This window comes from Nostoc sp. C110 (assembly GCF_043099725.1).
Classification (GTDB): domain Bacteria; phylum Cyanobacteriota; class Cyanobacteriia; order Cyanobacteriales; family Nostocaceae; genus Nostoc; species Nostoc muscorum_A.
In genome coordinates, this window is the sequence record NZ_CP171148.1 from 3,055,620 (window position 1) to 3,068,715 (window position 13,096).

Below are 13,096 nucleotides of genomic sequence, written 5' to 3' on the forward strand. Positions count from 1 at the left end.
AAATTTAAGTCGAGAACTCTCACTTCTAACTTATCCGTAACTTAGTTAGCAGTCATAAAATTTTGGGCAATTAGACAACAGGGTAGATGAAAGATAAATTGTTAAATTGGCTAAACACAGTTTTAGTCGCAGATGTTTTTCTGGTTTTGTTTGGCTTTGTTTGGTTAGCGATCGCTGCGATCGGTGATTCTGTGGGAGTAAATTTGGGTTTAGATTTGTGGCATCAACTTTGGCAACCCGTATTTAACCCAGCGATCGGCATCCTCATGGGCGGTGCAATTCTCAGTGGTATTATCAGTTGGGTTTCCAAAAAATTTCTCTCTAGTCAAGAATAAAGGGATTGGGAATTGGGAGTGGTGTTAGCGTTTGCTTGCGGAGCATTAGCAAGTTAAAAGTTATTCTCTTCCCCATTCCCCATTCCCCATTCCCAATTCCCCATTCCCCTTGACCTACGCAAGAATTTGTCTTAGTGCTGACTCTAAATTAGGATATTTGTACTCAAATCCTGTTTCCACGGTGCGCTTAGGAAGGACTTGCTGACCTTCTAAAACTACTATAGCCCCGTCTCCTAAAAGAGCTTCGATCGCAAAAGCCGGAACGGGCAACCAAGAAGGGCGATTCATCACTTGTCCCAAAGTTTGGCTTAAATCTGCCATTCGGACTGGGTTAGGGGCAGTAGCATTGTATATGCCTTCTATTTCCGGTTTAGTTAAAGCTTGCATAATCAAGTTAACTAAATCGTCTATGTGAATCCATGAAAACCACTGCTGACCACTGCCAATGGGGCCACCAGCGAAGAGTTTAAAAGGCGGAATCATTTTACCTAAAGCCCCACCATTGCCTAGAACAATCCCAAAACGCAGAATTACCAGTCGTACACCAGCATCTTTGACCTTTGTCGCCTCTGCTTCCCAGGCTTGGCAGACCTGGGCGAGAAAATCGTTACCAGATTGGCTTGTTTCATCAAAGTTTGCCGTTTCACTGGTGCCGTAGTAGCCAATAGCCGAAGCATTAATTAACACAGTTGGCTTGGGGTTAGCATTAGCTATTGCTTCAACTATTTTTTGTGTGCCTAACTTTCGGCTATTGAGGATTTCTTGTTTACGTTCTGGTGTCCAGCGCCCTTCACCAATGGGTTCTCCTGCCAGATTAACTACACCATCACAACTAGCTATGACACTTTGCCAAGAACCAGATGTATTTGGTGTATAGGCAACAATTTCTACATTGGGGAAAGCCTCAGATGGGAAAACCTTTTGAGCAAAAGCGGTGTTCCGAGTTAATACTACTATTTTATGACCTTTTCCGTGGAGCCGTTGTACCAAAAGACTACCGACAAATCCTGTTGCTCCAGTAATTGCTACTTTCATTCATTTTTTACCTCAGCCAAACTCTTATTGTAAAGTTTTTGATCAACCTTTCAGCTTACAGCACTTTCTTTGTGGATAGAACAGATGCAACTGTATCAGACGCAAATAATAGCTAAAACCCTGATTCTAAAGTAGCGGCTATTCATTAATTGCCCGTACAGCGCGTAGTTTTGCGTAAGTCAGATGTATATCTGGTGATGCCTAATCTCAAAACTCAAAAACTTTGCTTTTTGAATGACTTTCCGTTTAGATGCTTCGGTATTATAGGATGGACGGAGTGTTGCAAGGCGTGGGGCTATTATGGCTCGCTATACCTGTTCGTTTATTGTTTCTGTTGCTAGTGACCATCTGTTGCCGTTACTTGTAGAACTTCTACAGGACTGTCAGTTGGATATTCAATACCACACGGGCGATTACATTATCGCTCGTCAGACTCCTGGTAATGTTCCTTTTCCTAAATTGATCACAGTAGAAGTACTGGTTGATAAATCAAAATCTACTGAGACAGAAACCCGGATGAGTATTGTGATTAAAAATGAAGAACTACCTCTCCAACTAGATAATTACTGCCGACAAATGTTTGAATTCATCAAGCAGGCTATTGAAAATAGCCGCCATTGGCATTTGATTGAAAGTATTGCAGGATAGCTTTGGTAATTAAATTGACAATCCCACGGCTTAAAGCCGTGAGAGTGTCAAATTGTGGTTGGTAGTTATAATTCAATCTCCCAGATCCTCTAAATCCTCGGCCATACCGGGGTTTATTAGTGTAATGTCGTACTCGCTTGAATCCGTTTGTCCCAAACGCTGAGTGTTTTTTAAAAGGTAATAAATGGCACGGACTTGAGGACCAAAAACGATCTCGTCTTCATTTCTGAGATCGTGGTTTGGTATTTTACGTCCATTAATCATCAAACCGTTGGAACTAGCCTTACCTTTGGCATCGCCATCTACAATCCGGTAATAGTAGCTATGACTATTATGTTCTCGTGGCAATCTGACTAATGTGGCATGGCGGCGGGAGACAAACTGAGACATCAAACGGATATTACACTCGCGGTCTCTACCGATAGAGTAGACGGGTTGCTCCAGAGAAAATTCTTTGCGACCTTGATCGTCTTCAATAATCAGTAGATGGTTTTCATTAGTTTCTGCTGCCATTGACAAATCGGTGGAAATGTGATTTAACAAGATTTGTTTCGTATCGTATTTTGCCATTTTCGGGCACCGTCAGTCTGTGGTGCTAATCTAAATAAGCTTTAAAATTGCATAATACCTTGAAAGAGTAGAACTTGGTCGTTCTACTCCAGTAGCTATGATAGCTTTTGTAGGTGTCTTAACAGGCTTTGTGATCTGCGTAAAACCTGAACATCGACTCAGTGTAACAAATAATTACGAATTCGTAATGACGTTCTCTACAAGAAGCAAGCTACGCACAGCGTCTCGTAGAGAACGTCATTAGTAATTACGAATTAAAAATTGTTAAGTTGAGATGGGAAATTTTAGGTTCAACAAAGTATTCTACGAGTGACGAGCTAATCGCCTTAATAATATTGAGTTTGTGACGACGCTAACAGAGCTAAAAGCCATTAATGCAGCAGCACCAGATGGGTTAAGGACAAAACCCAGACTAGGGAACAAAACACCTGCTGCTAAAGGAATGCCAACTGTATTATATGCAAAAGCCCAGAATAAATTTTGGCGGATTTTGTTGAAGGTGGCGCGACTAAGCTGAATAGATTCGACTACATCATTTAATCGATCGCGCATTAAGACAATTTCAGCAGTTTCCATTGCCACATCTGTCCCGGAGTGTAAAGCAATTCCTACATCTGCTTGGGATAAAGCTGGAGCATCATTGATTCCATCTCCTACCATTGCCACTACCGAGTGGGTAGTAGAGGGTGAGGAGTTAGGAGTTCCTTTTGTCGTCCCTGCTTGTTGTAAAGACTTGATTGCAGCTGCTTTTTTCGCTGGGGGAACACCTGCTATGACATCAGCACTATCTAATCCTAATTGTTTGGCTATGGCGCTAGCTGCTTCCGGGCGATCGCCACTGAGCAACATTACCCGTAATCCCATCTGACGCAATTTGTCTACAGTGGATTGGGCATCTGGTCTGAGGGTATCAGAAACAGCAATTAATCCGGCTAGAGTTCCCCCAACTGCTACGCAAACGACTGTTTTACCATCTGTTGCCAAATCCTGTGCTACCTGTTGTGCAGTTTCACTAATTGCAATACCGTGCCAACTCAACCAGTCCCAGTTACCCAAAAGTACAACTGTGTCCTCTACCACAGCAGACACTCCTAATCCTGGCTCCGTGTGAAAGTCCACAGCTTCTGGAATAGATAACTGTTGCCGCAGTGCTTCTTGCTGAATCGCTTTTGCTAGGGGGTGGTGAGTACCGCTTTCTACGGCTGTTGCTAGTTGAATTAAGGATTGGGCATTGAGAATTGGGCTGTTATTCTCTGCCTCTTCCCCAGTTCCCAATTGCTCGATTAACAGACAATCTGTAACGATGGGATGACCTGTAGTCAGAGTGCCAGTTTTATCAAATACCACGGTATCTAACTGGTGTACTTTTTCTAAAACGTCGCCGCCTTTGATTAACAAACCCCGTTCTGCGCCCATAGCAGTCCCAACAAGAATAGCTGTTGGGGTAGCAAGTCCTAAAGCACAGGGACAGGCGACTACCATAACTGCGATCGCTAGTTTTAAACTAATTAATAAAGGGGAGTGGGGAGCTTGATGTGTAGCGTGGCTCATCATCTCCATCTCACCAGACATGGTGATATCAGTCCAAATATGAGTGCCGAAAAAGTACCAAAAGACAAATGTTAATAAAGATGCTGTTAGTACCCCGTAGGTAAAGTAACCAGCTACTGTATCGGCTAATTTTTGTACTGGGGCTTTCCGAGTTTGGGCAGCTTCTACTAAAGCAACAATTTGAGCTAGAGTTGTATCACTTCCAGTCCGGGTTGTCTGAATAGCGATCGCTCCTGACTGGTTTAGTGTACCCCCTGTCACCGAATCTCCCGGTTGCTTAATTACTGGCACGGCTTCCCCAGTCAACATGGATTCATCGACTGTTGTTTGACCAAGCACCACTTCACCATCGACAGGAATTTTATCACCTGGCAGCACTTGTAACCATTCACCAACCCGCACCTGTTCGGCAGGAATCTCTACACTAGAAGATCCCACTCCTGCTTTTTCTGGGTTGGCAATCAATCGCGCTACCTGTGGCTGGAGTGCTAGCAATTTCCTAAATGCAGCAGCAGCGCGACCTCTAGCTTGTTGCTCTAATGTTCTTCCTAACAAAATAAAGCCCAGCATCATCACTGGTTCGTCAAAGAAGCACTCCCAACCCATTTGCGGAAAGAGCAACGCTACTAAACTAGCAATGTAGGCTGTCAGCGTTCCCAATCCTATCAGGGTGTTCATGTTAGGCGCATTTCGCCGCCAGCCTAGCCAGCCATCTACTAAAATCGGGCGACCGGGAATTAATAGCGCCACTGTAGCCAATCCACAGTGAAACCAGATGTTATTTAACAGTGGCAGCACTGAGCTACCAAGATTACCAAAATGTCCACTTCCCGACAATAACAGCAACATTGCAGCGATCGCCAACTGCCTCACAGAAGACCGCATTTCTCGGCGTTGTCGTTCTGCTGGGTCTGGTAAGGTAGATATTTCGCCTGCTACTGTGCCCCTAGCTTTTCGGGGTTGAGTTGGAAATCCAACGGCTGTTAATCTCTCTGCTAGTACATCTGCATCTACCGCACCAGTTTCTGACTCTACAACTGCTACCTCTGTGGCCAGGTTCACACAGGCACTCTTGACTCCTGGATGTTGGGTTAGCTGTCGTTCTACCGCGTTCACACACCCAGCACACTTCATACCTCCAACATCGAGAATAATTTTCTCTAAGATTGGGTCAAGTTCTGGGGCTAGCTTAGTTTTTGGGACAAGTTGCATGGCAAGTGTTTAGATTCGCTACAGAAATTCAACGCCTGACTAAAAGCGTCTCTAATTTGAGCGTAGGCTAAATATGGAACTACGACTGTATGTCAACCCTATTAAATTTCTTAATTTATCGTACTTCGCTAAGGGTCACTGACGACTCCAGCGTAGATAAGTCACATAAATGATAGCTGTAACCTGCATTGGCATCAGGACAATCAGGCTTTTCCAAAAATTGTGAATTTCCAAATTAGACATGGCGCTGAAATAGCCAAAGCCCAACAACAAGAAGAGTATCCAGATCAGCTGTTTACGTTTGATTGTTAGCATAGCAGTAGGATTCATAATTTTTTAACAAAAAGCTCTAGTTATACCTAGAAATCTGCACAGAATACACAATAGCTTTCATGAATAGTTACTCAAGAAAGAAGTTTACCCAAGGGAGAGTTGATAAATTTTCTGCCAGTGCTGCAACCAAATTGCCTTGGGAAATAGCCATAAAGGAGCGAGTCATCCCACAAGTGGGACATGGAATTCCAGTTAAATGCTGGATAGGACAAACTAAGAATCCTACTCTATAACCTTGGTGATAAAAATAAGTAGCAAGTAGGGGTGTACAGGAGAATCCTAGTAAACCCCACCGAACTAATTTCCCTTCGTATAACAAAGGATAAGGAGATAATTCAAACGGCAAAAACAATTTTAGATGGAGGGAGTTAAAACCAGCCTTTCTTTTCGACAATGTAAGTATTGAGGAATTCTTCATCAGTCTTGGTTAAGTAAATGATACCTTCAACCAAACCGACAATCCCCATTACTGCTCCACCCAAACCAAATGTGAGTATGGTAACGAGCAGCATGATTAGACCTTGAGTAGTGTAACCAAGAATAAACTTGTGAATACCTAAAGCTCCTAACAAGATAGCGCAAATACCAGCAGCAATTTTTTTGCTGCTAGCATCACTGGGGTTGACATTAGACACTATGAGAATACTCCTCAGCTATAAATGACATCCCCAATGTTAATGTAATTATTCTTACTTAGCATCTACATATCTCTCATTAGTAATAAATTGTCAGATTTAATCTAGTTCAGGAGACAAATAAGCACTAAGTGTTACTGGAAACAAATTCGGAAATCCAGTATTAACAAACTTATAGAACTTACGCAAACACTAGCCGAAACCCTTGTTTTCATGTAGATGAAAAACTTTTCCCACAGGGTATTGCCCCTAAAAGTTGTAGTTTTGCGTCAGCACTAACTTATTCTAAAGATACACTCAAGATATATAACTTTACAGAGCAACCCAAATGGGAAATCTAAGTTTTTAGAACCAGCCCTGCTTATTCACAAAGTAGGTATTTACAAATTCTTCAGGGGACTTATTCAAATAGATCATGCCTTCTATTAAACCTACGAGTTGCATAATTAACAAGGCAATACCGTAGGTGAAAGAACCCGCTACTACAGAAACTACCAACATGATAAAGCCTTCTGGAGCGTATCCTAGAATAAATTTATGAACCCCAAATCCTCCAAGGATAATGCCACAGTAACCAGCTAGAAGTTGTTTGGTAGGGTGACTGGGGTTGAGATTTGACATATTAAATGCTGCTCCTTGATAAGTAAGTGAGATATAAAAATAAAGTCTTTATTGTAATCAAAGCAAATAGATTTACTTGCTTAATAAATAGATTTTTAATTTTTTCAGTACAAGTAGGCCCCAAAATGACTAAAATCAGCGTGCTTCTGTTCTAGAGGAGACGCTAAAATGTCTTGCGGCATAGCTTGAAAATCTGGCACTCCTTAATAAATTTTGGTGGATTGGATGACTGCAAACTCTGTTGCAGAAGTTTTGCACATTCTCAAGTCAGACATTTGGTCTTGAGAAAAATAAATCTCAATAATCATCAAAAACTGCTATACCACTTTTTACAAGTACATCAGTATTATTTCCGGGGTTTTTTATGAGCGCTTCCACTGGTAGTGAAACGCCATTGCACCAATGACAAGATTCAGTTATTGGCTAAAATCACCCGGATAAGAATAAATGCTTAACTAGATATTTTGTTGTCTATGTTAACAGCATTATTTGAATTGGCTTTTCAGCTAGTATTTATGCTTGTAACCAATTATAACCAGTAAATTGTTCTTACATAAGCAGATAAAATCAGATATTTACATTTTTAGCAACAGTGTAATGTAAGTATTAATTACTACCTAAAACAAACAGGCTTAATAATGTACCACTATTCCAAAGGCTGTGTAGGAGCATAGGAGCAAGGAGGTTGCGCGATCGCGTGTAAACTACCCCTAAAACGATCCCCAATGCAGTGAGGGGCAGAATTTCCGACAAGCTGAGGTGAGCGATCGCAAACAACAAACTACTGATTATAATCGATCCCCACACGGGTAAGTAACGCGTTAGAGAAGGTAACAAAAAGCCGCGAAACAGAATTTCTTCAAAAAATGGAGCTGCGATCGCTGCTGTAAAGAAAAATATACCAAGTGCTACCCCATTTTGGCTTTCCAGCGCTAGTTGCAGCAGGGGGTTACTACCACCCTGTCCTTGCCATAGCTGTTGATTGATTAAAGATACCATCACAACTATAGGCAAAGCCGTACAATAGCCGCCCAGTCCCCACAGAAACCAGTTATCTTGAAAACGGAAGCGGAACCAAAATTCTGGTAACGGAAAAAATGGCTTGAGAGAGAAATACAGCACTAACAGCGCACCTAATGCTACCAATAGGTAACTAACCAAAACAGAAAATGCCTGAAGTCGCACATCAACAATAGGGCGCGGAATGGGTAGCACCGATATCACCAAGGGCACAAAAATTTGCCCCATAAAGAAAAAGCCTACAATAAAAACCTGCAAAACCGTTTCACCATCCCAAGGCGTTGACCAAGGAATATCAGCATTTTGAGCTAGTAACGAGGCTTTTCCTTTCAAGAAGCGTTGAGCAAATAATAAAATCAGCAATATTAGACCAATTAAAGCCGCTAAGGTAGGAATAGTACCAATAACCGCTAATTTCAACACCGCTTGAGCAGCAGTTTCTTTTTGTGCAGCTTTTACTGCTAATAAAGCATCTTGTCGTTGTTGGAGTTGGTATAGCTGAACCAAAGCAGTAGAGCGAAACCAACCTTCTAAATTCTTTTGAATCCGTTCTTGAGCATTTTGGAGCAGACGGGGAGGATTGCTCCACAGTCCACTCAATACAGCTGCGGTTTCTCCAAACTCTGGATTGACATCTGAGCGTTGTTGTAATTCGCTCCAAGTTTTCAGGGCTGTATCCGTCTGTCCTTGCTGTGCTTGTAAAATTCCCAGGCGCAGGTCTAATTCAGCCAGTAATTTTTGTAATTGCTTTAGGGACTGCTGTAACTGTTGCTTTCCTTGTTTAGAGGTTTTAGTAGTCGGAGGAACTTCAGGTAGAGGTTTAGGAGGTATGGGAGTTATTTCAGATTGAGAGCGTAATTGTGCAAGCTTATTGTTAACTTTGTCCAAATTCGCTTGAACTGACTGACGTGCCTCCTGATATTGCTTTGTGGCGCTTTCTAGGGGTTGCTCACCAAGTATCGCTTCCCGAATCCCTTGAAGATTGTCATCACCGCTATCTTCTGATTGCCAAGCTTGGGCCTGCAAAGCAATATTGGTTTGGTACAGTTCCAGGCGACTTTGGAACTGGGGTTCTTGCCAACTACCGAATAAAGCCGAAACTGCCAACAGAACTGCTATCGGCGTTAGCACAAAAATTAAAACCAACCGCTTGAATGTCATCTATCCCCCTTTGACTAACCAGTGGAGAGCGCGTCCCCCTTGGGAATTATCGCAAGAAAAAGTCAGAGGTGGATAAATATCATCAATATAAAGGTTTTAAGTTTGGTATCGCTAAAGAAACTCCAGTCTTAACTCAAGACTTTGAAATTCGATACTGCTGGGCAATGTAATAAAACAAACGATAGTAATCTTGAAATTCTTGGCTTTTGCTTCGTCCCTGCCAACAGTATTTCACTTGATCCTGAGTTAGTGTCAGTGTCATAGAACCTACTCCTTGATCAACTTCTACAACTAGCATCCCAGATACTCCTTGGGCGGTTTGAAAGTTGGGTTTGATATTTTTCACTGGCTCTTGCTCTGTAACAATCGAATTTAGTAGCTGCTGACTTGCCCACCCTCGAATTTCCACCGTTTTGTTTTGGGGCGAAATAAACGCAATTCCATCACCATTTGCTGGGTCTGCTGAAGAAGTCCAGTGACTCGGATATGGAAATTCAAAGCCATAACGAGAGTTGCTATAAGTTTTCCATGCGATCGCTCCAGCGTTAAAATCATTTGCAGTACAACCCCAAAGAATTACTAACAGAGCAATAATCCCGCTAACGCTGGCGGTAAACCGATAAATTCTTCGCCCCAAACTACAGGTTTTATTAGCAGTAGCCATTTACATTACACATTTTGCCAAAGTCACTGATTTTATAGAAATACCAGAAACTCAGATCAATACCTTGCACTGAAAGAGCGCTCATTAAAAATTAAATATTCTTTCAGGATATTTACCATTCTCTTTTGGCTCCTCGGTAGAGAAGCTTATAAAGAGTGCTTTATCACACATTTTATGTACAGTGCATCTCAGACAGCCGAGCTAACTTTGGAGCTTTTTCACTTCCAAACCAACACATCTTTGCAATTTCCACCAAATCTTTCTGTAATTTCCATCGGTAAGCCAAACGACCAAAAACCACCAGATATTGATATTTCTGGCTTACCAGATTCGGATGTGGCATCTCGCATCCACGCACAAATTTGGGTGAATGGGGACGAATACCATATTACCGATTTGGGCAGTTCTAATGGTACATACATTAACGGTGCGAAACTTCAACCTCAAGTTTTTTGTCCACTGCATCCAGGAGACAGAGTTTCCTTTGGACAAGGAGACAAAATAACTTTTATGTTTAGGGTGCAACAACACTCTGCATCTGCTACAAAAAACCCTCCATCAAGCTCCGCGCCAACAAAAATTACAGCACCTACCACTAGTAAAGAAGAAGAAGATCAAGTAATTCTTGCTAGCAAGCTTATTGGTTTAGGACTAATCCTAGCAGGCATTACATTTTTAAGTACAAGTATTTATGTGAGCGTCTACTTACGCAGCACACCTGGAATCTTGCTGTGTATGGGGGGTGTAGTAGCTCTAAATTGGGGTGGACGCGATAATCGCAAACTAGGATGGGTGTTGATTGGCATCGGAATTGCTCTATTCATCGCCAGTGGTGTTGTAATCGGTTCAGTGTCACTTTTTTCTCTGCTAGTGTCATTCGCTGGCATCTCCTGTGGATATCAGTTGTTTACAACCGGAAAGGTGTTCAACTTTAATCCGCTTACACTTCAAATAGTTAAAAAGTAAGCCAAGTTAGGGAATCATTAATTAGCGATCGCTAATTGCCATTGAGGTTTCAGGATTTGAATCCTAAGCCCTGATTAACTTCGAAGAGGTTTGTCGTGAGGGATTTATCACTCAATAAACAGCATTTCAGCTTCTTATGTAAATAAATGTAACAAAAGTAGCGTTAAAACGTTTTGCTGTCTTGACAACCAATAGAAGAACCGATAAGTTGATATACATACCCGGGTAAGACCGTTAAAGAGTTATATGCAAACGCAAACTAAGCAAAAGGTCACTTTGTATTTATCGCCAGAGTTGCACAGAAAACTGAAGATTCGTTCAGCAGTCGATTCCGAACCAATGTCAGAACTTGCCGAACGCGCCCTTGGTTTTTACCTATCTAATCAAGAATTGGTTGACGAATTAGAAGATTCTTCTTTTGGGCGGACTCATAGAGTTTATTCATGCCCAACTTGTGATAGCTCACTAGTCTTACGTGATGGGGAACTGGTTACTTTGGGCAATCAACCAGGAGTAGTCGGTCAAGAACATCTTTCCATTGATGAGATGGATGGAGATGAAACCAACCCCAAGGGTGAGGAAGAGTTAGTTCCTTGCTAGATAGATAGGAATTATGGATTATTCATTCATGATTCGGTTGTCTTTACCAGAAGCAATGTCTCTACTGTCTCTATAAGGTCTCAAGTAGGTCGAAGTATGAAAGAAGAGCTCAATATCCTAATTCAAGCTCAATACCCTTTAATCTACCTTGTGACCTCCGAGGAAGAGCGGGCCGAGCAAGCAGTTTCCACAATCGCCCAGTTGTTGAAGCCCCAGCGCCGAGTATTTGTTTGGACAGTGACACACGGGATTGTGGAATATGGTCAACCCCGGAACGTCACCCAACATAATACCGTTTCTCCAGAGGCGGCGATTGAGTGGATAATCCGGCAGAAAGAACCGAGTATATTTATTCTTAAAGATTTACACCCCTTTATTGATGCGCCTGCAACAAATAGATCGTTACGTGATGCGATCGCTAGCTTTAAAGGTACGCAAAAGAACATCATTTTGATGTCTCCAATGCAACAAGTGCCAATAGAGTTGGAAAAAGAAGTTGTTGTTATCGATTTTACACTGCCAGATATGGCAGAGTTAAATAAAGTACTGACTCAGCACGTAGACCAAAATCGTGGTCGGCGGTTGACAACAGAGGCTAGAGAAAAGCTTCTCAGAGCAGCTTTAGGTTTAACTAAAGATGAAGCTGAGAAAGTCTACCGAAAGGCGCAGGTAACTACAGGGCGTTTGACGGAAGATGAAGTAGATATCGTTTTATCTGAGAAAAAGCAACTAATTCGGCGCAATGGAATCTTAGAATACATTGAAGAAGATGAAACCATTGATGCTGTAGGTGGCTTAGAAGAGTTAAAAAGATGGCTCAAGCAACGCTCTAATGCTTTTACAGAAAGAGCAAGAGAGTATGGTTTGCCTCAACCAAAAGGGATGTTAATTCTCGGAGTTCCCGGTTGCGGTAAGTCATTGATTGCTAAAACTACCTCCCGGCTGTGGGGTTTACCACTGTTGCGGTTGGATATGGGGCGAGTCTACGACGGCTCAATGGTGGGACGAAGTGAAGCAAACTTGCGGAACGCCCTGAAAACAGCAGAATCTATTTCCCCAGCGATTTTGTTTATCGATGAATTGGATAAATCCTTTGCTGGTAGTGGAGGTTCTTCTGATTCCGATGGGGGAACATCAAGCAGAATCTTCGGCTCTTTCTTGACATGGATGCAAGATAAGAAATCACCAGTGTTCGTGATGGCAACTGCCAACAGAGTAGAACGCTTACCTGGGGAGTTCTTGAGGAAAGGACGCTTTGATGAGATTTTCTTTGTCGATCTGCCAACACCGGAAGAACGGCAACATATTTTTAATATTCATCTGACCAAGCGCCGTGAAGACATCTCTAGATTCGATCTTGAGCAACTAGCTAAGATGTCTGATGGCTTTTCTGGGGCAGAAGTTGAGCAAGCGATCGTTGCGGCAATGTATGAAGCTTTTGCCCAAGATCGGGAGTTCACCCAACTAGATATTATTGCTGCACTGAAGGCAACATTGCCGCTGTCTCGAACGATGCAAGAACAAGTAACGGCTCTGAGAGATTGGGCCAGACAGCGCGCACGCCCCGCAGCATCCTCCGTAGCTGAATATCAGCGAATGGAGTTTTAAAAGCTTTCCTCTGCCATCCCAGGGGGAAAGGCTAGCTCTGAATGCTAGCAGTTATAAGAAAAAGCCGCATCCTGCTAAGAGCGGCTTCGCCCGAAACAAACCGTTGTCGTTTTTCTCAATCTTCTCATTGGAGGAAA

The 13,096-nt window shown here is 42.4% G+C and carries 14 protein-coding genes; 5 read left to right on the top strand and 9 right to left on the bottom strand.

Features of this window, described 5'->3' with window-relative positions; genetic code table 11:
* The first annotated feature begins 86 nt into the window (after positions 1-86).
* Positions 87-335 (top strand): hypothetical protein, encoded by a 249-nt coding sequence (locus ACFFRD_RS18730; protein ID WP_012407305.1) that lies wholly within the window; start codon positions 87-89, stop codon positions 333-335.
* A gap of 114 nt (positions 336-449) precedes the next feature.
* On the opposite strand, the gene ACFFRD_RS18735 is transcribed toward ACFFRD_RS18730, so the two are convergent.
* Positions 450-1,370: a TIGR01777 family oxidoreductase gene (locus ACFFRD_RS18735; RefSeq protein WP_392482691.1), complete on the bottom strand. Its 921-nt coding sequence runs from the start codon at positions 1,368-1,370 to the stop codon at positions 450-452.
* A gap of 300 nt (positions 1,371-1,670) precedes the next feature.
* On the opposite strand from ACFFRD_RS18735, the gene ACFFRD_RS18740 reads away from it, so the two are divergent.
* Positions 1,671-2,018 carry a hypothetical protein gene (locus ACFFRD_RS18740; protein WP_334809210.1) on the top strand — a complete coding sequence of 116 codons (348 nt, stop codon included), beginning with the start codon at positions 1,671-1,673 and terminating at the stop codon, positions 2,016-2,018.
* A 72-nt stretch (positions 2,019-2,090) separates the two neighbouring features.
* On the opposite strand, the gene ACFFRD_RS18745 is transcribed toward ACFFRD_RS18740, so the two are convergent.
* From ACFFRD_RS18745 to ACFFRD_RS18780, 8 genes are all read right to left on the bottom strand, one after another.
* Positions 2,091-2,588 (bottom strand): FHA domain-containing protein, encoded by a 498-nt coding sequence (locus tag ACFFRD_RS18745; protein ID WP_114084752.1) that lies wholly within the window; start codon positions 2,586-2,588, stop codon positions 2,091-2,093.
* A gap of 303 nt (positions 2,589-2,891) precedes the next feature.
* Positions 2,892-5,351, bottom strand: coding sequence for a heavy metal translocating P-type ATPase (locus tag ACFFRD_RS18750; protein WP_392482692.1), 2,460 nt, complete (start codon positions 5,349-5,351; stop codon positions 2,892-2,894).
* Positions 5,352-5,486: 135 nt separating this feature from the next.
* Positions 5,487-5,681, bottom strand: coding sequence for a hypothetical protein (locus tag ACFFRD_RS18755; RefSeq protein WP_242060603.1), 195 nt, complete (start codon positions 5,679-5,681; stop codon positions 5,487-5,489).
* A gap of 70 nt (positions 5,682-5,751) precedes the next feature.
* A complete protein-coding gene (locus ACFFRD_RS18760) occupies positions 5,752-6,030 on the bottom strand; it encodes a DUF2752 domain-containing protein (protein WP_392482693.1) in 279 nt (92 codons plus the stop codon).
* Between the two features lie 22 nt (positions 6,031-6,052).
* Positions 6,053-6,319, bottom strand: coding sequence for a TM2 domain-containing protein (locus ACFFRD_RS18765; protein ID WP_114084754.1), 267 nt, complete (start codon positions 6,317-6,319; stop codon positions 6,053-6,055).
* Between the two features lie 345 nt (positions 6,320-6,664).
* Positions 6,665-6,940: a TM2 domain-containing protein gene (locus tag ACFFRD_RS18770; RefSeq protein WP_114084755.1), complete on the bottom strand. Its 276-nt coding sequence runs from the start codon at positions 6,938-6,940 to the stop codon at positions 6,665-6,667.
* Between the two features lie 606 nt (positions 6,941-7,546).
* Positions 7,547-9,121: a CPBP family intramembrane glutamic endopeptidase gene (locus ACFFRD_RS18775; RefSeq protein ID WP_392482694.1), complete on the bottom strand. Its 1,575-nt coding sequence runs from the start codon at positions 9,119-9,121 to the stop codon at positions 7,547-7,549.
* Between the two features lie 133 nt (positions 9,122-9,254).
* Positions 9,255-9,785 carry a hypothetical protein gene (locus ACFFRD_RS18780; protein ID WP_392482695.1) on the bottom strand — a complete coding sequence of 177 codons (531 nt, stop codon included), beginning with the start codon at positions 9,783-9,785 and terminating at the stop codon, positions 9,255-9,257.
* A 174-nt stretch (positions 9,786-9,959) separates the two neighbouring features.
* On the opposite strand from ACFFRD_RS18780, the gene ACFFRD_RS18785 reads away from it, so the two are divergent.
* From ACFFRD_RS18785 to ACFFRD_RS18795, 3 genes are all read left to right on the top strand, one after another.
* Positions 9,960-10,751 carry an FHA domain-containing protein gene (locus ACFFRD_RS18785; protein WP_392482696.1) on the top strand — a complete coding sequence of 264 codons (792 nt, stop codon included), beginning with the start codon at positions 9,960-9,962 and terminating at the stop codon, positions 10,749-10,751.
* A 246-nt stretch (positions 10,752-10,997) separates the two neighbouring features.
* A complete protein-coding gene (locus tag ACFFRD_RS18790) occupies positions 10,998-11,351 on the top strand; it encodes a hypothetical protein (RefSeq protein WP_114084759.1) in 354 nt (117 codons plus the stop codon).
* A gap of 96 nt (positions 11,352-11,447) precedes the next feature.
* Positions 11,448-12,959, top strand: a complete 1,512-nt coding sequence (locus ACFFRD_RS18795; RefSeq protein WP_012407316.1) for an AAA family ATPase — start codon at positions 11,448-11,450, stop codon at positions 12,957-12,959.
* Positions 12,960-13,096: the final 137 nt, after the last annotated feature.